The sequence below is a fragment of the Erythrobacter sp. S259 genome (genome assembly GCF_057364965.1).
Genome location: NZ_CP200286.1, coordinates 1812605 through 1831677, shown reverse-complemented (window position 1 = coordinate 1831677; position 19073 = coordinate 1812605). Strand labels below are relative to the sequence as shown.

Below are 19073 nucleotides of genomic sequence, written 5' to 3'. Positions count from 1 at the left end.
GCCCGTTCGCCCAAACGCGGCGGGGCATATGCGGAGGAGGTGAAGAGGGGAGGCAAACGCAGTTCGGCCGGCCTTATCCGCGGGTAAGCTTTGGGAAGGCTGGCCGATTTTGGCCGTAAGGACCAAAATCTAGGCATACGCGCGGAGTGTCAGCCTCCGCCGCGCTGCGCCGCGTTGACTGACCCTGCAAGCGCGTTCAGTTCGAGAAATTCCTGGCGCCAGAAATTGTTCTGCTGCCCGGCAAGCGTGCCGACATCTTCATGGGTAAAGCCCATCATCATGTCATCGCCGCGAAGCAGTTGACCATAGGCCGCGACCGCAGCTGCAAAGGCAAAGTCGCCGCGCGGCGCCCTTGCGCTTGTGAAAGCATCGCTCGTCACGACATTTTCAAGCAGGCGCGAGCGGTCGCCATCTGGCAGTTTGTAACGCAGCTTCACATGGGCTGCCTCTGAGATGCGGGCAGTCGCCGCGCGTGCTGGCTGATCTTCGTACCGGCGCGGTGCGATCCAGCCTTTGGTCCCTGTGGGAACCACTTCGTAGATCGCAGTCACCTGGTGACCTGCACCAATATCGCCTGCATCGACCGCGTCATTGTCAAAGTCTTCCTCGCGAAGCGCGCGGTTTTCGTAACCGACAAGGCGGTATTGGCTTATCGCCGCTGGGTTGAACTCAACCTGGATTTTGACGTCCTTAGCGATGGTGAAGAGCGTCGATGACATCTCATCGCCAAGCACCTTCTTCGCTTCCAAGGCGCTGTCGATATAGGCGTAATTGCCATTCCCGTGATTTGCGATCTGCTCCATCAAGGCTTCGTTGTAATTGCCTGTACCAAAGCCCAATGTGGTGAGGGTGATCCCCCGGTCGCGGTTCTTCTCGACCATCTCGACAAGCGCATCGCGGTCAGAGATGCCGACGTTAAAATCGCCATCGGTGGCCAAGATTACGCGGTTGACACCGCCTTTGATGAAGTTGTCTTCGGCGATGTTATAGGCAAGTTCAATTCCCGCCCCGCCAGCGGTTGAGCCGCCTGCATTAAGCTGGTTCAAAGCGCGCCGGATTTGTGCGGTTTTGTTCGTGGGCTCCAACACAAGGCCAGCAGCGCCAGCATACACGACGATAGAGACCTTGTCGTTCTCGCCCAGTTCCCCGGCAAGGCCAGAGAGCGCAGTTTTGACGAGCGGGAGTTTATCAGGGCGGCCCATGGAACCCGAAACATCCATCAGGAACACCAGGTTTGACGCAGGGCGTTCATCGCGCGTGATATCATACCCACGAAGGCCGACACGCATCAGATAGGTATCGTCATTCCAAGGTGTTTTGGCGACGTCGATATTGGTGGTGAAGGGCGTGCTCTTGCCGCTCGGCTTATCATAGTCATAGCGGAAATAATTGATCATTTCCTCGGTGCGCACGCTGTCGCGCGGCGGCATGGCGCCTTGCCGTAAGAAACGCCGCGTATTGGCATATGCGCCCGTATCAACATCGACGCTAAAGGTGCTCACAGGCTCTGCATTAGTGAGTTTCACCGGAGACACTTCTTCGCCATCATACTGTTCGCGGCCCGGATCGGCCGGTACGATGACTGGTGGTGCATAAATCTGGTGCCGTTTTGCGCCTGTGCGGTTCAACGCTTCAGCAGAAACAGACGCAACAGGCGATGCCGATTCCAAGCCGCTCGGGCGAACCTGTGACCCTGAAACCACAATCGACTGATCTGCTTCTGCCGTTGCAGGTGGAGGCGGCGGAGGAGGTGGTGGCGGCGGAGGTGCAATCGCTACATCGGTTGGTGACGTGCCTGTGCTTGCCACATCGCTCGTTCCCGAACTGCACCCTGCGAGCAACAGCGCAGGCGCAAGGATGACGCCGCCAAAAATTGCGGTTTTCCGGCTCCGAAAGCTGTCTTGCGAATTTTGGTTTGCGATTGTTTTAAATGGCATGCTTCAGTCCTCCATTACATCCACTGGAGCAGCGCCGTGAATGCCATATGTGCGCTGCAAACGCAGCTTGCCTTGCACATCTCCTATCAGCATTCGGCCGGCTCCCAGAGGCATCAAACCTCTGTTAGCCCCGGCGCGAATAGGTCTCATTTCAAAGATGAACTGTGTATGAGCCGCGCTGAATTGCACCGTTAATATTGGTCCGGCTGCCCTTCGTAGAACCCGAATTTTAAACGCTTTATAGAGTTGTCGGCGCTTCAGCGGGTACAACATTTTTGCGGAAGAGGACCTTGTCTGACTCATCGAAACCCCACTTCCAGATTACCCAGAAATAGGCGGCAAAAATGGCAGGGCCGCCGAAAACGATTTCCACCCATTCAGGCGTAAACTCAGTAAAGAAATACCCTACAAGAACCGCTGGGCCAGCTGCCCAGACCAAAGCCCAGCGCCAGTTCGAGATCGGGGCTTTCAGAAGCGTTTTTAGCACCATCGACTTCACCAAACTCGCCGCGCTCAGTGCCACAAACAATGCGGCGGCAGCCCCGGCCGCTTGGAAACCTTCAGGATAACCCCAATGCTGAACCAACCGAATAAACACGACTGTGAGTACGGCTTGCAAGGTGATCACGCCCACAGAAATCGCGAGATTGCGCTTTCTTGCGATGTATACCAGCACGCTTTCTGAAACGACCGCCATCGACGCGATCACTTCGGCGGCAAGCAAGATCGCCAAAGCGCCCGTCCCGCCCACAATTTCAGGCCCGCCGAGCCCCATCACCGCTTCGCCAGGAATGGCGAGGGTGAGGGCAATGCCGAACTGAAGCGCGATGATCCAAAAACCGACTTGGCGCACTTGCGAGGCGATGGCTGCCATATTGCCGGTCTTGAGGTTCTTGGTGATGACGGGTGCGAGGATCGGTTCAAAACTGGTTTTTAGTTTCTGCGGCAGGCTCACGACTTCCTTGGCGAACCAGTAAATGCCAACTGTGCCAGCTGAGGTGAACTGGCCCAAAAGGAAGACGTCAAGAAGGCGCGTACTGCGTTCGATTACGTCGGCGCCGATAAGCGGCACCGCGCGCGAGGTCATCTTAAGCAGGTAGCGCGGGCGAGGGCGCCATCCTTTGGGAAGGCCGTAAGTCTTGACGAAAGAATAGAGCGCAGTGAAGAAAGCGGCGTAGGTCGCTGCGAGAAACGCCAGCGCGATGCCGCCTGCCGCGAGCGCTGGCACATAAAAGAGACCTGCCACAAGCAGTGATTTGGTCCACGGTTCCACCAATGCACGCGCCCGGACAGTCGTTGCGATATCGTACTTGTAAGCCTGCGCTGCGAGCAATATTTCGGTGAGTGCAAATGCTGGGATTGCAGCGATCATCCACATGTCAAACTGGCTGCCCGTACCGCTTGGGAAGATGATCACCGGGAAGGCAATCATCAAAAGACACGCGAGGCCTGAGAACATGAGCGATACGAGCATCGCATCAAACACGAGGTTTGCAGCGGTCCCCTCGTGGCTCTCGATCCCATCAGTCAGCCGCTGTGCGAGCCCGCGCTTTTCGCCGAGAGCGCACACGAGCGCGAATATCTCGATCACCACAAAGGCGGCGGCGAACTTGCCCATCTCCTCAACGCCGTAAAAGCGGAAGCCTACGAATAGAAACGGTAGCCCGCCGAGCAAGCGCAGGATGAAGCCGAGCGTGTTGGTCCGGCCGCCTTTGGCAAGCGTCGCCATATCGTCGCCGCCTTTGTCGGGCGGTAGGCCGCCGGGCGGGGGTACATCAACCGGGGGAGGCGGCGAGGTGCTCAACCGATATCTGCCTGATCGCTGGCCTGACTACTGGCCTGTTCCGCGGTCAGCGGCCGTGCGAGAAGCTGAGAGACAACATCGCGCGGTGCTTCGCCTTCGAGGATAGCGTTGACAGCGGTAACGATAGGCATTGCGATTTGGCGGTCTAGAGCAAGTTGTCCGAGCACCGGTGCGGTGTGAGCGCCTTCGGCTACCGTTGTGCGATCGGCCAAGAGCTGTCTGGCGGTTTTCCCTTCGCCCAATGCCTTGCCCAGCGAGAAATTGCGGCTTGAGGTCGAGGAGCAAGTCAGCACCAAATCCCCAAGCCCGCAAAGCCCCGAAAGCGTTTCGCCTCGCGCACCCAGAGCCTCTCCAAACCGCAGCATTTCGGCAAATCCGCGAGAAATCAGCGAGGCCCGTGCGTTCTGGCCAAGACCAAGCCCGTCAACAACGCCGCAGGCAATGGCGAGCACATTCTTGATCGAACCGCCTATTTCAGCGCCTGTGACATCGTCCGAATAGTACGGGCGAAAGGCTCTCCTCGCGATTGCAGGTGCCACGCGCTCCCATTGGCCGCGTCCACCTTCACAGGCGAGGGTCACTGCGGTTGGCAGGCCGTTTGCCACTTCGTGCGCAAAGGTCGGACCGGATAAGACAGCGATGATGCTTTTGGGTGATGCGGCCCGCGCCACATCGTTCATGAGCCTTCCCGTGCCTGCCTCAATGCCCTTGGAGCAAAGGACAAGGTCACGTGGCGGCTTTGGCAGCCCTTGGAGCACATGGCCCAAAGCCTGAGCGGGAGTTACGGCGAGAACAATGTCGATCTCGGCGAAGTCACGAAGGTCGCCGGTCGCGCGGATGGTGGGTGATAGTGTCGCGCTGGGCAAATATTGCGGATTGCGGTGGTCTTCGTTGACTGCCTCGACAACTTCGGGCTCGAAAGCCCACAAGAGCACGTCCCGCCCATCGCTGCTGAGCATTTGGGCAAGGGCTGTTCCCCACGCGCCTGCTCCGATTACGCCTATCGTTTGGTTAGCGTTCATCCTTTCACCCCCGCGCCGCGCACGGCCTCCGCATCCGGATCAAGCGGCCAGCGGGGCCGGGCTTTGAGGTCCAGCGGATCGCCTGCAAATTCTGGGTCGGTAATAAGCCGCTCGCATCCCGCCCAAGCGATCATCGCCGCATTGTCAGTGCACAGCTTGAGCGGCGGCGCGACGAATTGCATCGCATGGCGGCTTGCCAGCGCCTCCAAAGCGCTGCGGATCGTTTGGTTGGCGGCTACACCGCCTGCAACGACAAGGGCTGGGTGAGGGCCTGCTGCGCTAAGCGACCTCTCCAACCGGTCAATCAGGCAATCAACGGCGGCCTGCTGGAAGCTCGCGGCAAGGCCAGCGGGTTCGTATTTGCCGCTTTCGAATGCTCGCAGAACTGCGCTCTTAAGCCCAGCGAATGAAAAGTGTGGTTCTTTCGATCCTTTGAGAGGCCGGGGCAGAGGAACTGCCTTTGGATCACCTTCAAACGCCAGTTTTTCTACCGCAGGGCCGCCCGGATAACCCAGTCTCAATATCTTGGCGGTTTTGTCGAAAGCCTCTCCCAAAGCATCGTCGATAGTTGTGGCAAGGCGGCGGTATTGCCCCGCGCCTTCAACGCTTAAAATCTGGCAATGCCCGCCGGACACAAGCAGCAAAAGGTAAGGAAACCCTAGGCTCTCATCAGCAAGCCGAGGCGAAAGCGCATGGCCCTCCAAATGGTTCACTGCGATCAAAGGCTTGCCCGAAGCCATCGCCAGCGCTTTCCCGCTAACAAGGCCCACCATGACGCCGCCGATCAGACCCGGTCCAGCGGTCGCGGCAATCGCATCCACGCTGGCCAAAGACATATCTGCATCGGCCAAGACGCCTTCAAGCATCGGCGCCAATCGCTCTGCATGAGCGCGCGCGGCGATTTCAGGCACCACGCCGCCATAGGGCGCATGCTCTTCTTCCTGGCTCGCAATCCGCTCTGCTATGATACGCCGATCAGACGTGACGAGCGCCACCGCGGTCTCATCGCAGCTCGATTCAATGCCCAAGACAATTTGCGGTTCAATGTGTGGTTTTGATCCCATCACGCTTCCATCTAGTCCTTGTGCCCGCTAGAGCAAGCGCGAGGGGAGACTTGATTGGTGACACAGGACACTGAGACGGCGGTGAAACTGCGCCTTGGAACGCGCAATTCGCCGCTTGCTATGGCGCAGGCTTTTGAAACGCGGGAGCGACTGTGCGCCGCGCACGGCTGGGATGAGGCGCAGGTTGAGCTTGTGCCCGTTTTGGCGAGCGGTGACAAAGTGCTCGACCGGCCGCTGGCTGAAATCGGCGGCAAGGCGCTGTGGACCAAAGAGCTCGACGTTTGGCTTGCCGAGGGACGCATTGATGTCTCGGTGCATTCAGCAAAGGATGTGGAGACGATCCGCCCGGATGTGTTTGAATTTGGGGCCGTCCTGCCCCGCGCCGATCGCCGGGATTGTCTGGTAGGAGCCAAAAGCATCGCCAATATTCCCCAAGGCGCTATTGTGGGAACATCTGCCCCGCGCCGGGCCTCGCAGCTTTTGAACCTGCGCCCTGATTGCAAGGTTGTGACCTTTCGCGGCAATGTCGCAACAAGGCTCGGCAAGCTCGAGGCGGGCGAGGCGGATGTGACGTTTCTTGCAGCTGCAGGTCTTGAGCGTTTGGGTGAGAGCGCCGTTGGTTCGCCATTGGACGTTGACGAATGGGTGCCAGCAGCCGCTCAAGGCGCGATTGTCTTGGAGTGCCGGGCTGATGATGAGGCGACCAAAGCTGTGCTCGCATCCATTGATGACCGCGCCACCTGCGCTGAGCTAGAAGCGGAACGCGCGCTTTTGGCTGAGCTTGGCGGAACGTGCCACTCGCCTATCGCGGTTCTGTGCCAGCCCGGCGGTGAAGGCCTCGCCATGCGCGCGGTGCTATTCAGCCCTGACGGAACCGAACGGGTCGAGGGTGAGGCCGTGTTCGGTGCGCTGGATAGGGCTCCGGTAAAGGCGCTTGCAAGAGACCTTCTGGACCGCGCGACCCCGGCGATTGCTGAGCATTTTGGCGGGCCAGCCTGAGGCGCATTGATGGGCGGGATGATCCTTGTCGTTCGGCCAGAACCAGGCCTTGCCGCAACGCTTCACGCTGCCGAGGAAATGGGTTTGAATGCAGTGGGATATCCGCTGTTTGAGATGCGCGCTGTTCCTTGGGAATGCCCCGATCCCGCCAGTGTTGACGCTCTCTTGATTGGGAGCGCGAATGCGTTCCGGCTTGGAGGCGAGGCGCTCAGCCGGCTTACCAACAAACCCGTCCATGCGGTTGGCAATGCCACCGCTGAGGCCGCAAAAGACGCTGGGTTCGCCATTGCCTCTGTTGGAAGCGGCGGCTTGCAAAATGTACTCCAAACGGTGGCCGCCGGGACCCGGCTTCTACGGCTTGCCGGAGCTGAACATGTCCCGCTTGAGGCTCCGCAAGGGGTCACCGTCGATACACGCACCGTGTATGAAGCGGTCCCGCTGGAACTTCCCGAACCTTTGCGCGCTCTCCAAGAATTGGGGCTCACCGTTCTCCTCCATTCAGCGGCAGCCGCGCGCCAATTTGATAGCGAGGCGCGGCGTATGGCGCTTCACCGGGGACGTATATCGCTCGTTGCAATTGGGCCGCGAGTGGCGTCTGCCGCGGGCAGGGGCTGGGCGGATATCCACGTTTGTGAAGCACCAAATGACGCTGCCATGTTGGAATTGGCGCGCGCACAGGCCATATAGATGTAACGAACCCGCATTGCTTTTGGCTTTTTCCGAAGCAAACGAAAGAACGGGCTGACAGGGGTAATCCGATATGGACTCAAAATTCGGGAGCCGAAAAAGAACTGCCTCAACGGGCCGTTTTCTCGTCGCCGCGCTTGCCTTATTTGGTATTGGCGGCGCGCTTGTTGGCTATGTGGTCTGGTACAATCTGCAGCCAGATGAGGCGGTTATCGCAGCCGCAGACACCACGCCTGAATTACCAGCAGCAGCGCCCATTGAAGGTGACACTTTGCCCAGTCCAACCGGATCGGCTAGCGCTGCGCCAACGCCTTTGGCAGAGGCCGCCGCTGCGCTTGAGGATGGAGATGCTGAGGGCGCAGCAGACGTCGTGCGCGGCGTCGTTGATCAACAAGGCGGCATCGATTCTCGCCTTGCTGCGGCGGAACAGCGGCTTGCACGGCTCGATCTTCAGGCCCAGGCAGCGGCTGGAAACGCTGCGCGCGCCGAGGGTCTGCTAATCGCTTTTGCCACCCGGCGTGCGGTCGAACGCGGGGCAGAGCTCGGCTATCTGGCGGACCAATTGCGCCTTCGCTTTTCGGACCAATGGCCCAATGCAGTGGCCACGATCATCAGCTTTTCGCGCGACCCTTTGCGGGTGGATAATCTGACCGCGCGGCTTGATGGACTTGGCCCTCAATTGGTAAGTCAGGAAGAGAGTATAAGCTGGGCCCGGATCCAGCGTGAGATTGGCGAATTGTTCGTGGTGCGCCGTGAAAGCACGCCTTCTCCGCAGCCCCAATTGCGCCTTGAACGTGCACGAATTGCGCTCGAACAGAGCCGCTATCAAAACGCCATTGATGAGATCAAAGGCATGCCGGGGGCCGCGCAAGCAGAGGCTTGGATTGCCGATGCCGAGCGTTTGAAAGCCGCGATGGAGGCGTTGGAAGTGATTGAAACTGCAGCTGTTCTTGATCAAAGCGGGCTTCGCGATGGTGCAGGCAATGTCGTCACTCAGCCAAGTCCGCTTGACGGCGACAACTAGGCCTTCAAAAGTTCAGGCAAATCGCCCGAAACGCCGCGGGCTTCGTCCATAAAGAACGTCTTCAATAAAGGCGTGCGCTGAACCGCTGCCATGCCCAGACGGCGAACCGCACTGGCCGCGCCTGTGGGCACTCCGAACAGGCGGGTGAGGCCATCGGTGGCCAGCGCCACCATAAAGCTGTCTAGCCCGCGCCAGGTTTCATAGCGTTTGAGCAACTCCGGATCGCCCGGGTCCAGCCCGATCCGGGCGCCTTCGACCAGCACTTGCACCAAGGCACCCACATCGCGCAGGCCCAGATTGAGGCCCTGTCCTGCGATTGGGTGAATGCCGTGCGCTGCATCACCAATCAAAGCGAGGCGTTCATCTGTAATTTTGGCCGTGTGGTGGAAACCCAGCGGATAGGCTGAGCGCGCGCCTACGCTGGTCACTTCGCCCAGAATATCGCCCATGCGCTTTTGCACCTCAGCGATGAAAGCGCGGTCGCTCAACTTGGCGACGCCTTTGCCGTCTTGTTCTGAGACCGTCCAAACAAGGCTGGAACGGTGAGTGCCGTCCGCGTCATCCTTCATCGGCAAAAGCGCAAAAGGCCCAGCGGGATAGAAAATCTCCCAGGCGACATTGCCGTGCGGTTTCGAGTGGGTGAGCCCGGCGATAATCGCGCGGTGTTTGTAATCCCATTTGGCAAGCGTGATGCCTGCCTCATCGCGGGTGGGGGACTGGCGGCCCTCGGCTGCAATCATCAAGCGGCCTTTTAGCTTGCGGCCGTCTGCCAGAACAGCGGCAACACCAAATTCGCTGCGCTCGCGATCTACAATATCTGCCTTAGAAGCCCAATTGATCAGCGGTTCTGCGGCTGCGGCTTCAAACAAGGCCAGCCGCAAACGCCTGTTGGGGAACATGCGCCCCAGCGTGCCCTCATGCGGCTCTGGCGTAAAGTCGAGACGGCCCGGCTTGTTCTGATCGGTCACCGCAATGCTGGCAATGTCGCAAGCGAAGGGTTCAAGATAATCCGCGATCCCGATGTTTTCGAACAGGTGCCAGCTCGCGGTTGAAATCGCGGTGGCGCGGTCATCAAAGCCTTCTTTGGTCAGATCCGCCGGGTCTGCGCGGTCGACAACATGGCTCGAAATGCCCTGTTTTGCAGCCGCCAATGCGAGCGCCATGCCAACAAGGCCGCCACCCAGAATGAGGAGGTCACGCGATTGATTTTCGGCTGATGTGCTCATGATAACCCCTCTAACTCTTCAAGTGGGCCTTGCGAAGACCAATTAGTGCGTTAGGGTTTTTAGTGGTCCACCAACCCATTTGAGGCAAGCCCAGACACGTGACAATCGCTGCATCTCCTTTTGTGCCTGGCGCATTATACCGGGCGTGGGCCGCTGCGCTTTTGCTGGCCCTTGCGGCGCTTTTGGCGTTCCCGCACATTGGATGGGCGCAAGTGAGGGATGCCCGCGCGAATAGTCCCACCAGCGGCCAGAGTGACCCCGAAATTGACCGCGAAAGTGACCGGGAACGCGCACTCCAAAGGATCGAGTTCACAGGCGACGATCGCATTTCGGCCGATCTGTTTGCGGATGGCGCACCACAAGCGGGCGAGACATGGATGCTCGCGCTGAAGTTCACTCCAAGCGCGCCGGAATGGCATGGCTATTGGGCAAACCCCGGTGATGCAGGGCTGGGCATGCAATTGTCGCTCGACCTGCCTGATGGGTGGGAAGCGGGAGAGGCGCTCTATCCGGTGCCCAAGCGGCTTTTGATCGCAGAGCTGATGAACCACATCTACGAGGGTGAATATGCGGTGTTGGTGCCCGTTGAGGTGCCTGCTGATGCGGTGCTCGAAGGTATTCCGGAGGTCACAGGCATAGTCGAATACCTTGCTTGCACCGACGAGATTTGTGTGCCGCAGGGCGCTGTATTGAGCGCAGGGCAGGCCGGTGTTTTGGGCGGAGACTTTCCGCGTTGGCGCGCCAAGGTCGCGCCAATGCTCAATGCGGAGGCCAGCTTTGCGATTGATGGCGATAGCTTGCGCCTTGGCATTCCGCTCCCGGAAAGCGTTGAACTTGCCGATCCATTTGTGTTCGTCGCGAACACGCAATTGGTGGATTACGCTGCTTTCCAAAGCTTCTGGCGCGACGGCGACCGCTTGGTGGTGGAAATTCCGCTCAGCGAATTTGGAACAGGGGAAGCTGCAAAGATCGAGGGGCTTCTTTCGTTTGGCGGCCAAACCGGCGTTCGCTTTGCGGCGGAGGCTGGGGACGTTGCGCTGGGCGGCGACCCCATCGTCACGATGAACAGCGCGGAAGGGCTCACCCCGCCGCTATGGTCGCTTATTCTCGGAGCCTTCTTTGGCGGCCTCATCCTCAACATCATGCCTTGCGTCTTCCCTATACTCAGCCTCAAGGCGCTGAGCTTGGCGCGCGCTGGTGGAAGCGAGGCGGAAGCCCGGTCAGAGGGCATCGCCTACACCGCAGGCGTGGTGATCGCCTGTGTGGCGCTGGGCGGAATTATGCTCGCGCTTCGGGCTGCGGGCGAGCAAGTGGGCTGGGCGTTCCAATTGCAATCTCCGAGCGTTGTGATTGCGCTTCTGGTGCTGGCGACAGTCATCACTCTGAACTTTGCGGGGATTTTTGAGTTTCCCAGTGTGGACACGGGCAATAGCCAAGGGCGCAGCGCCTTTGGGACGGGGCTGCTCGCCGCGGTGGCTGCAACGCCGTGCACCGGGCCCTTTATGGCGGCCGCCTTGGGTGCAGCGCTTCTCTTGCCAACGCCTCTGGCGCTGCTTCTCTTCGCAATGCTTGGCCTTGGGTTGGCGTTGCCGTTTCTTGCTATCGGGTTCTTGCCCTCGCTTCGTCAAATGTTGCCCAAGCCGGGCGCATGGATGGACACGTTCCGCCGGGCGATGGCATTTCCCATGGCGCTCACCGCGGTCGCTCTCATCTGGCTGACGGTGCAATTGGGCGGGCGCGGATTTGGGCTGTCGGCGCTAGTCATGCTGATCGGCATTTTGCTTGCGCTTTTCATCGTTGGGCGGCTTCAGCGAGCAGGGAAAATGGCGTGGCCCGCATTTGGACTGGTTGTGGCACCCTTCCTTATTTTCGGATCATTCGCGCTTCCCTATGCCTATTCCCCGCCTGTCCGCGACCTCTCACAGTCCCTCCTTTTACCCGATGCTTTCAGCCGTGAGGCTTTGGCCAGCGCGCGCGAGAGCGGACAGCCGGTGTTCGTATGGTTCACCGCCGACTGGTGCGTCACCTGCAAGGTCAACGAAAGCGTCGCGATTGAGCGTGAGGCGACGGCAAAAGCCTTCGAACGGGTGGGCGTGATAACCATTGTGGGCGATTGGACGGTGCGCGATGAGGAGATCACGCAATTCCTGACCGAGCAAGGCGCAGCAGGCGTGCCGCTTTACCTGTGGTATGAGCCGGGCGCGGATGAGCCTGAGAAATTGCCGCAAGTGCTCACTCCTGAAATGCTGAGCGAGCGGGCTCAACGAAATCGTTAGCGCTGGAGCGGTGAGGCTTCCTCTTCTGGTTCTTCAGTCTCTCCGGGCTCTGCTTCAGCAAGAGCAGCCTCGTCAATCGTGATGCCTAAGCGGCATGCTTTTATAAGTAGTCCCGGCAAAGCGCTGGGGTTTAAGGTCACCATGCCTGCACCCGGTACAGTTGAGGTGAGCTCGCGGGGGCCCGCAAGCGGCTCCCACACATCATCCAGCGCCTCACTGCGACCTTGCCAGATAAAGGTGTCGCCCATTTCGCTCGCATCCACCGCAATGCGCCCGATATGGCCGTTGCCCACAAAGGCAAGCAATGCTCCAGCCCCTTCGTCAGCGGGCGCAAAGCGGCTGACTTCGATGAGCGGGGCGGCCTCATCAATGCACTCAAGTGCAAGGAGGGCAGGCTCACCCGGCACGCCGTAGATAATGCGGCTTTCGTTCCGCGTCGAGGCGGCCCATTGCGCGCCCTCTGTATCCGGCGAAGGCAGCGGTGAGGACGCAAACGTAGGCGCAGCCTCAGGCATATCGCGCAGCATATCCGCGTCCGTTGGCGGCGGCTTGCAGGCGGCCGCCAAAAGCAAAGGGGCGAAGAGTGGGGTACAAAGGCCAAAGGCTGGCAGCCGACTATTCATGCATCTAGGCAGCGCGCGGTTGCACTGAGAGCTGAAGGCCGAGGCTGTCCAGCACGCTCAGTAGAGTTTCGAGAGTCGGGTTCCCATCCTCCGACAGAGCGCGATACAGAGCCTGCCGGCCCAATCCTGACTTCTGGGCAATTTCGCTCATGCCTTTTGAACGCGCAACATCGCCCAAAGCGCTCAAAATGTGTTTTGGATCATTGCCTTCCATCGCGGCCTCAAGAAAATGGAGGATGTCCTCTTGGGTATCGAGGTAACTCGACGGGTCAAACGGTTTTGTCTCCATCAGCGCCTTCAATCTCCGCCTTGAGCCGCTTCGCCTTGGCGATATCGGCTGTCTGAGTGCGCTTGTCGCCTCCACACAGCAGAATGACAAGCTGCTTTCCACGCTGGAAGTAGTAAACCCGGTAGCCTGGCCCCACATCGATCCGCATTTCAAAGACCCCACCCTTGACGGATTTGTGATCTCCAAAATTGCCGTTTGATGCACGCTTCAATCGATCAACAATCCGCGCCATCGCCCGGCGATCCTTTAAGGAGCCAAGCCAGTCGGAGAAAATGACGGTTTCCTCCAGTTGGAATGCTTGTCTCTTGTAGGGGACACTAGCGGATTTGTCAATGCGGCGGGTCATTTCTTGAAAGTGTCCAATCGGTGCCAATCTTCGTCTGATGGTCGCCGAGCGAACCAAAACCGCCAGCCATTTACGTTTGTGCCAGTTACGGCTCCAGCCGCGTCGGAAGGGCTCGTTCTAATTTGTCCTATTTCGTCTAACCATTGGGAGTTCTGAATTCTGCCACGGTAGGTACGACCCTTGTAGGTCGCTCGAAAAAGCGTCTGATCAGGAAAGAAAACGTCAGAAAACCAGACACCTCCAACTTTGCCCGCCAAGCCCTGAAAGCTGTCAGGGAGTCCAGGCACGTCGACTTCACCTGGAAGTGGAGTCACCTGGGTTGCAGGAAGACTCAGCAATCGCCGAATCACCTCGTTGTACGTGTCCTGCTCATTCTCGAGCTGCGCCGTCAGTGCCTTAAATACTTCGAAATCTATTTCGACGTTCATCAAACTCTCCAATGAACGAATAAATAGTGAAATTAGTGTAGTTCGTCAATAGTGCTCACGGCTTCCCGCCCATCCGCTTAGCCCGTGTCTTGCCATACCGCGTCTTCCTCGTCCCCGGCTTGCCCTCGTTACTGCGGCCCACGCGAGGCGCTTTCTTCTGCTCATCAGGCAAGCCCAGCTCGTCATTCTCCAGCCGCCGTATCTCATCGCGCAATCGGCCCGCTTCCTCGAACTCGAGGTTAGCCGCCGCATCGCGCATGCGTTTTTCTAGGTCTTCGATGTAAGCGCGCAAATTGTGGCCGACGAGGTTGTTGGTCTCGTTGTCCTCAAGGTCGACTGTCACACCATCTTGAGAGGCGGTGTGCGCCACGATGTCGGCGATGTCGCGCTTGATTGTGGTGGGGGTGATGCCGTGCTCTTCGTTGTAAGCCTTTTGCTTTTCGCGCCGGCGGTCGGTTTCGGCCATCGCGCGCTCCATGCTTCCGGTGATGCGGTCAGCATAAAGGATCACCCGGCCATCGACATTGCGCGCCGCGCGGCCAATGGTTTGGACGAGCGAAGTCTCTGAACGCAGGAAGCCCTCTTTGTCCGCGTCTAAAATCGCGACCAAACCGCATTCGGGAATGTCCAAACCCTCGCGCAGCAAGTTGATGCCTATGAGCACATCATAGACCCCCATGCGAAGGTCACGGATCAGCTCGATCCGCTCCAGCGTCTCTACGTCGGAGTGCATATAGCGGACCTTCACGCCCGCCTCGTGCATGAATTCGGTGAGGTCCTCGGCCATGCGCTTGGTCAGCGTGGTGACCAGCGTGCGGTAGCCCTTCTTGGCGGTCGCAAGGCATTCTTGAATGCAATCCTGAACCTGATCTTCGACCGGTCGGATTTCGACGGGCGGGTCGATCAGGCCGGTGGGGCGGATGACCTGCTCTGCGAACACACCGCCCGTCTGCTCCATCTCCCATGGACCGGGAGTGGCGGAAACGCAGAAGGTTTGTGGGCGCATCGCGTCCCATTCGTTGAAGCGAAGCGGGCGGTTGTCGATGCAACTGGGCAAGCGGAAGCCGTGCTCTGCCAAAGTGATTTTGCGGCGGTGATCCCCCTTCGACATGGCTCCGATTTGAGGTACGGTCTGGTGGCTTTCATCAACGAACAAAAGCGCGTTTTCGGGCAGATATTCAAACAGGGTGGGGGGCGGTTCACCCGGCAGGCGGCCGGTCAAGAACCGTGAATAATTCTCAATCCCTGCACAGCTTCCCGTCGCTGCGATCATCTCAAGGTCGAAATGGGTGCGCTGCTCAAGACGTTGATGCTCTAGGAGTTGCCCTTCGGCTTCCAATTCCTTGAGCCGCTCTGCTAGTTCAAATTTGATAGCCTCGGCGGCCTGTTTCATGGTCGGACCCGGCGTTACATAGTGCGAATTTGCATAGACCCGCACGCGGTCCAATTTGGCGCCGGTTTTGCCGGTCAGCGGATCAAATTCCGCAATCTCTTCAATGTCATCGCCAAAGAAGCTGATGCGCCACGCCATGTCTTCATAGTGCGAGGGGAAGAGTTCCAGATTGTCACCGCGCACCCGGAAACACCCACGCGTGAAGGCGGCGTCGTTGCGCTTATATTGAAGGGCCACGAGCTTGCGGATGAGCTCCCGCTGATCGACGGTCTGGTCCTTCTTGATATCAAAAATCATCGCCGAATAGGTTTCAACCGAACCGATGCCGTAAAGGCACGAAACCGATGCCACGATGATCACATCGTCGCGTTCCAGCAGAGCCCGCGTGGCGGCGTGACGCATGCGGTCTATCGCCTCATTTACGCTCGATTCCTTTTCAATATACGTGTCGGAGCGCGGGACGTAGGCTTCGGGCTGGTAATAATCATAATAGCTGACGAAATATTCGACTGCGTTTTCCGGGAAAAAGCTTTTCATCTCGCCGTACAATTGCGCGGCGAGGATTTTGTTAGGTGCCAAGATCAGGGCAGGGCGCTGCACTTCCTGGATGACGGAAGCCATGGTAAAGGTCTTACCCGAGCCTGTCACACCCAAAAGCGTCTGTGTTTGCTCGCCCTCACGGGTGCCTGCAACGAGTTCTGCAATTGCGGTGGGCTGGTCGCCGGCAGGCTCATAATCCGACACCAGCTTGAAGGGTTTTCCCGGCATTGACTTTTCGGGCCGCGCCGGGCGGTGGGGCGTGAAATCGTCGCCGGTTTCAGGCTCTTCCAGCCCGCGTCTGATGACTAGCTCGCTCATGCGAACAGATATGGTACATCACAAGCCTGTTGTGAAGCGGCTCACTCCGGTTTAGCGTCACTTTTCATGCAATGAGGGGAACATGAATGAACTATTCGACAATATCAGCAGCTCTGGTGCTCGCATCATCGCTTGCGCTTGCAGCTTGCGGAAGTGAGGCAGTGGATGCCGATGCTGACGGTGATGGCGAAGTGACGCAGCAAGAGGCCGCGGAGCTTGCCAATAATCTTGGCGCTGAGATCAAGCCAGAACCGGGTCAGTATAGGGCGACAATGGAATTTGTGAGCCTCGATATCCCTAATGCACCGCCTCAGATGATGGAAATGATGCAAAACGCAAGCGGCCAGAATTTTGAGTTCTGCATGACTGATGAAATGGCTGAGCAGGGCTATGGCGAGTCCATGAAGCAGGGTCAGGATGACAGCTGCACCATCTCCAAATTGACGATCGACGGCGGCGATATGGATATGGCGATGACCTGCAATCCAGCTGGCACTGGCGAAGTCTCTGTAGCAGCTAAGGGCAAGGTCACTCCGACAGGCTCCGAAATGACCATGATCAGCGAAGGCAATTTTGGTATTGGTGAGGGCAAGATGGAGATGAAGGTGACACAGGAGCGTATCGGTGAATGCACTGAGTAGCGCTTCAGTATGGCGCATTTGAAGAGCGGCCAGGGAAACCTGGCCGCTTTTTCTTTGGCAGGTTGGTGTGTATAACAATCCTCCCATGTCCAAAATCGAACATTTCCTCGCTTCCTCCAAAGCGGCTCTCAACGAAACCGAACTTGCGCGGCGCATTCAGCTGGCATCGGGAAATTATGCTGAGGAAGAAAAGGGAAAGCCTAGCCTTTTCAAATTCATGGGCGAGGCAGACTTGCTGATCGAGCCTGCACGCCGATTGGTTCGTAAGTTTGAGGTGCCGAAGGCAACCCGTCCCCAAACGGTGATCCTTTTTCCCGGCTTTGGTCATGGACCATCGCGAATGCAGTATATGGCAGAGCGGCTGGAAGAGTCAGGTCATAGCGTGAAAGATTGGGGGCAAGGGCGCAATTGGGGCGTTGCGGAGGCAACCCTTCAAGGCCTTGAAGAACGGCTGACAGAGATATGCCAAGCGAGCGGCGGCCCTGCCGCGCTTGTCGGGTGGAGCCTTGGCGGGCTTTATGCGCGTGAGCTGGCAAAATCTCGCCCGGAATTGATCAGCAAAGTCATCACGATGGGCTCACCCTTCTCAGGCTCGCGGCGCAGCAACAACATCTGGCGACTTTATTCGGTGATTACCGGGGAAAGCGTGGATGAGCCGGGCATAGACACCGACATATCGCAAAAACCATCGGTTGAAACGGTCGCCTTTTGGAGCCCGAACGATGGCGCAATCGGGCCCCGCAGTGCGGCTGGCAAGCCGGGAGAAAGGGACAGGGCAATCGCGCTGCGCTGCACGCATTCCGGTTTCACCTATGATCCCAATGCCATTTTGGCGGTTCTAAGCGAGCTCGACCGGGTTTGTCAGGATTAAGCCCGGATTGTTCTGTGTTTGCATTCCTCGCTTTCCTTTTGGTGAGCGCTCGTTACACTATACTTTCGCACTTTCAGCGAATTAGCAGGGATGGCTAGCAGCGTGTCTGACCAATCGGACAAATTCGATGAGATGACCGGTGCAACAGGTGCCACGCGCCCTGCATATGACGCCTATGGTCAATGGTATGATCAGCAAGAGCCAGGTTTTCTCAAACGCAAAAAACGCGAGGCCGATGAGAGCTTCCGCCGCACTGGTATCACCTTTAATGTTTACGGAGAGGATGAGGCGGAAGAGCGCCTGATCCCATTCGATATGGTGCCGCGCATTATCACGGCGGGCGAATGGCGCAGGCTGACACGAGGGATTGAACAGCGGGTAAGGGCATTGAACGCCTTTCTCTATGATCTCTACCACCGGCAAGAGATCATCCGATCTGGCCGCCTTCCTGAACGCCTGCTGCGCAATAATGATGCTTGGCTACCGCATATGGTCGGCATGACACCGCCTGGCGGGGTCTATACCCATATTGTCGGCATTGATCTGGTCCGCACGGGGCCTGACGAGTGGTTTGTGCTCGAAGACAATGCAAGAACGCCTTCTGGCGTGTCTTACATGCTTGAAAACCGCGAGACGATGATGGAGATGTTCCCGGACCTGTTTTCACAGGTGAAGGTCGAGCCCGTTTCCAATTACCCGCGCCGTTTGGCCCGGTCGCTTGCCGCATGCGCGCCTCCAAAGTTTGATGGTTCAGGCGGGCGCACACCCAATGTCGCGGTGTTGACGCCAGGCATCTACAATTCCGCCTATTTCGAACACGCCTTTCTCGCCGACCAAATGGGTGCAGAACTTGTTGAGGGGTCGGACCTTCGCGTGATTGATGGGCGGGTACAAATGCGCACGACGCGCGGGTTTGAGCCGGTGGATGTAATCTACCGCCGCGTGGATGATGACTATCTCGACCCGCTTACCTTCCATCCTGACAGCGTGCTTGGCGTACCCGGCATCATGGACGTATACCGCTCTGGCGGCGTCACCATTGCCAATGCTCCCGGGACTGGGGTTTCCGACGACAAAGCGATTTATTCGTTCATGCCCGAGATCGTCGAGTTCTACACCGGCGAGAAACCGCTTTTGCCCAATGTGCAAACGTGGCGCTGCGCAGATAGCGATAGCCTTGCCTATGTCCTTGGCAACCTCGAAGAGCTGGTCGTCAAGGAAGTTCACGGCTCGGGCGGATACGGCATGCTGATTGGGCCCACCGCGACCAAGAAAGAGGTCAAAGCCTTCCGCGCCAAGCTTGAGGCAAAGCCAGAAAATTACATCGCGCAGCCTACGCTCTCACTCTCCACCTGTCCGATTTTTAAAGGCAAAGGCGCGCAAACCAGCGGTCTTGTCCCGCGCCATGTGGACCTTAGACCCTATGTGCTGGTCTCGCCCGAGGGGATTGATATCACGCCCGGAGGGCTGACCCGTGTGGCGCTAAAAGAAGGATCTTTGGTGGTGAACTCTTCGCAAGGCGGCGGCACCAAAGACACTTGGGTTTTGAAAGACTGATGGTGGCTGTGGGACACATAGGAATGCT

General features: G+C 58.3%; 17 protein-coding genes. 7 read left to right on the top strand and 10 right to left on the bottom strand.

The features are described from left to right. Positions 1-149: 149 nt before the first annotated feature. From AC0V60_RS08840 to tsaD, 4 genes are all read right to left on the bottom strand, one after another. Positions 150-1937: a vWA domain-containing protein gene (locus tag AC0V60_RS08840; RefSeq protein WP_486178108.1), complete on the bottom strand. Its 1788-nt coding sequence runs from the start codon at positions 1935-1937 to the stop codon at positions 150-152. A 238-nt stretch (positions 1938-2175) separates the two neighbouring features. Then, on the bottom strand, positions 2176-3666 hold the full coding sequence (locus AC0V60_RS08835; protein WP_486179472.1) for a lipopolysaccharide biosynthesis protein: 1491 nt from the start codon (positions 3664-3666) through the stop codon (positions 2176-2178). 71 nt (positions 3667-3737) lie between these two features. Beyond that, positions 3738-4763 carry an NAD(P)H-dependent glycerol-3-phosphate dehydrogenase gene (locus AC0V60_RS08830; protein WP_486178107.1) on the bottom strand — a complete coding sequence of 342 codons (1026 nt, stop codon included), beginning with the start codon at positions 4761-4763 and terminating at the stop codon, positions 3738-3740. Next, positions 4760-5827, bottom strand: a complete 1068-nt coding sequence (gene tsaD, locus AC0V60_RS08825; RefSeq protein ID WP_486178106.1) for a tRNA (adenosine(37)-N6)-threonylcarbamoyltransferase complex transferase subunit TsaD — start codon at positions 5825-5827, stop codon at positions 4760-4762. Before tsaD ends, AC0V60_RS08830 begins: the two co-directional genes overlap by 4 nt. An 87-nt stretch (positions 5828-5914) precedes the next feature. Between tsaD and hemC the strand changes: the two genes are divergently transcribed. The 3 genes from hemC (at position 5915) to AC0V60_RS08810 (ending at position 8537) form a co-directional block, all read left to right on the top strand. After that, positions 5915-6826 carry a hydroxymethylbilane synthase gene (gene hemC, locus AC0V60_RS08820; protein ID WP_486179471.1) on the top strand — a complete coding sequence of 304 codons (912 nt, stop codon included), beginning with the start codon at positions 5915-5917 and terminating at the stop codon, positions 6824-6826. 9 nt (positions 6827-6835) lie between these two features. Further along, positions 6836-7513, top strand: coding sequence for a uroporphyrinogen-III synthase (locus AC0V60_RS08815; RefSeq protein WP_486178105.1), 678 nt, complete (start codon positions 6836-6838; stop codon positions 7511-7513). A 73-nt stretch (positions 7514-7586) separates the two neighbouring features. After that, complete coding sequence (locus tag AC0V60_RS08810; RefSeq protein ID WP_486178104.1) at positions 7587-8537, top strand: hypothetical protein; 951 nt, start codon at positions 7587-7589, stop codon at positions 8535-8537. Here the strand turns inward: AC0V60_RS08810 and AC0V60_RS08805 are convergent. Further along, positions 8534-9763: an FAD-dependent monooxygenase gene (locus tag AC0V60_RS08805; RefSeq protein WP_486178103.1), complete on the bottom strand. Its 1230-nt coding sequence runs from the start codon at positions 9761-9763 to the stop codon at positions 8534-8536. The two genes, AC0V60_RS08810 and AC0V60_RS08805, sit on opposite strands and share 4 nt — an antisense overlap. A gap of 98 nt (positions 9764-9861) precedes the next feature. Here AC0V60_RS08805 and AC0V60_RS08800 point away from each other — a divergent pair, with 98 nt between their 5' ends. After that, positions 9862-12039, top strand: coding sequence for a protein-disulfide reductase DsbD family protein (locus AC0V60_RS08800; protein WP_486178102.1), 2178 nt, complete (start codon positions 9862-9864; stop codon positions 12037-12039). Here the strand turns inward: AC0V60_RS08800 and AC0V60_RS08795 are convergent. From AC0V60_RS08795 to uvrB, 5 genes are all read right to left on the bottom strand, one after another. Then, positions 12036-12566, bottom strand: coding sequence for a hypothetical protein (locus AC0V60_RS08795; protein ID WP_486178101.1), 531 nt, complete (start codon positions 12564-12566; stop codon positions 12036-12038). The genes AC0V60_RS08800 and AC0V60_RS08795 overlap by 4 nt on opposite strands. A 100-nt stretch (positions 12567-12666) precedes the next feature. Then, positions 12667-12951 (bottom strand): addiction module antidote protein, encoded by a 285-nt coding sequence (locus AC0V60_RS08790; RefSeq protein WP_486178100.1) that lies wholly within the window; start codon positions 12949-12951, stop codon positions 12667-12669. Beyond that, positions 12932-13297 (bottom strand): type II toxin-antitoxin system RelE/ParE family toxin, encoded by a 366-nt coding sequence (locus tag AC0V60_RS08785; protein WP_486178099.1) that lies wholly within the window; start codon positions 13295-13297, stop codon positions 12932-12934. The genes AC0V60_RS08790 and AC0V60_RS08785 overlap by 20 nt, the downstream gene beginning before the upstream one ends. Next, positions 13294-13725 (bottom strand): DUF4357 domain-containing protein, encoded by a 432-nt coding sequence (locus tag AC0V60_RS08780; protein ID WP_486178098.1) that lies wholly within the window; start codon positions 13723-13725, stop codon positions 13294-13296. Before AC0V60_RS08780 ends, AC0V60_RS08785 begins: the two co-directional genes overlap by 4 nt. A 55-nt stretch (positions 13726-13780) precedes the next feature. After that, positions 13781-15976, bottom strand: a complete 2196-nt coding sequence (uvrB, locus tag AC0V60_RS08775; RefSeq protein ID WP_486178097.1) for an excinuclease ABC subunit UvrB — start codon at positions 15974-15976, stop codon at positions 13781-13783. 86 nt (positions 15977-16062) lie between these two features. Here uvrB and AC0V60_RS08770 point away from each other — a divergent pair, with 86 nt between their 5' ends. From AC0V60_RS08770 to AC0V60_RS08760, 3 genes are all read left to right on the top strand, one after another. Next, positions 16063-16617 carry a DUF3617 domain-containing protein gene (locus AC0V60_RS08770; RefSeq protein WP_486178096.1) on the top strand — a complete coding sequence of 185 codons (555 nt, stop codon included), beginning with the start codon at positions 16063-16065 and terminating at the stop codon, positions 16615-16617. 85 nt (positions 16618-16702) lie between these two features. Then, positions 16703-17488 (top strand): esterase/lipase family protein, encoded by a 786-nt coding sequence (locus AC0V60_RS08765; RefSeq protein ID WP_486178095.1) that lies wholly within the window; start codon positions 16703-16705, stop codon positions 17486-17488. Positions 17489-17620: 132 nt separating this feature from the next. Then, positions 17621-19045 carry a circularly permuted type 2 ATP-grasp protein gene (locus AC0V60_RS08760; RefSeq protein ID WP_486179470.1) on the top strand — a complete coding sequence of 475 codons (1425 nt, stop codon included), beginning with the start codon at positions 17621-17623 and terminating at the stop codon, positions 19043-19045. Positions 19046-19073 lie beyond the last annotated feature (28 nt).

Coding starts and splice junctions, on each gene's coding strand:
- AC0V60_RS08785 (WP_486178099.1), bottom strand. CDS start 13,297: ATGACCCGCCGCATTGACAAATCCGCTAGTGTCCCCTACAAGAGACAA.
- AC0V60_RS08760 (WP_486179470.1), top strand. CDS start 17,621: ATGACCGGTGCAACAGGTGCCACGCGCCCTGCATATGACGCCTATGGT.
- AC0V60_RS08795 (WP_486178101.1), bottom strand. CDS start 12,566: ATGCTGCGCGATATGCCTGAGGCTGCGCCTACGTTTGCGTCCTCACCG.
- AC0V60_RS08790 (WP_486178100.1), bottom strand. CDS start 12,951: ATGGAGACAAAACCGTTTGACCCGTCGAGTTACCTCGATACCCAAGAG.
- AC0V60_RS08805 (WP_486178103.1), bottom strand. CDS start 9,763: ATGAGCACATCAGCCGAAAATCAATCGCGTGACCTCCTCATTCTGGGT.
- AC0V60_RS08815 (WP_486178105.1), top strand. CDS start 6,836: ATGGGCGGGATGATCCTTGTCGTTCGGCCAGAACCAGGCCTTGCCGCA.
- tsaD (WP_486178106.1), bottom strand. CDS start 5,827: ATGGGATCAAAACCACACATTGAACCGCAAATTGTCTTGGGCATTGAA.
- AC0V60_RS08840 (WP_486178108.1), bottom strand. CDS start 1,937: ATGCCATTTAAAACAATCGCAAACCAAAATTCGCAAGACAGCTTTCGG.
- AC0V60_RS08770 (WP_486178096.1), top strand. CDS start 16,063: ATGAACTATTCGACAATATCAGCAGCTCTGGTGCTCGCATCATCGCTT.
- AC0V60_RS08830 (WP_486178107.1), bottom strand. CDS start 4,763: ATGAACGCTAACCAAACGATAGGCGTAATCGGAGCAGGCGCGTGGGGA.
- AC0V60_RS08835 (WP_486179472.1), bottom strand. CDS start 3,666: ATGGCGACGCTTGCCAAAGGCGGCCGGACCAACACGCTCGGCTTCATC.
- AC0V60_RS08780 (WP_486178098.1), bottom strand. CDS start 13,725: ATGAACGTCGAAATAGATTTCGAAGTATTTAAGGCACTGACGGCGCAG.
- AC0V60_RS08765 (WP_486178095.1), top strand. CDS start 16,703: ATGTCCAAAATCGAACATTTCCTCGCTTCCTCCAAAGCGGCTCTCAAC.
- uvrB (WP_486178097.1), bottom strand. CDS start 15,976: ATGAGCGAGCTAGTCATCAGACGCGGGCTGGAAGAGCCTGAAACCGGC.
- AC0V60_RS08810 (WP_486178104.1), top strand. CDS start 7,587: ATGGACTCAAAATTCGGGAGCCGAAAAAGAACTGCCTCAACGGGCCGT.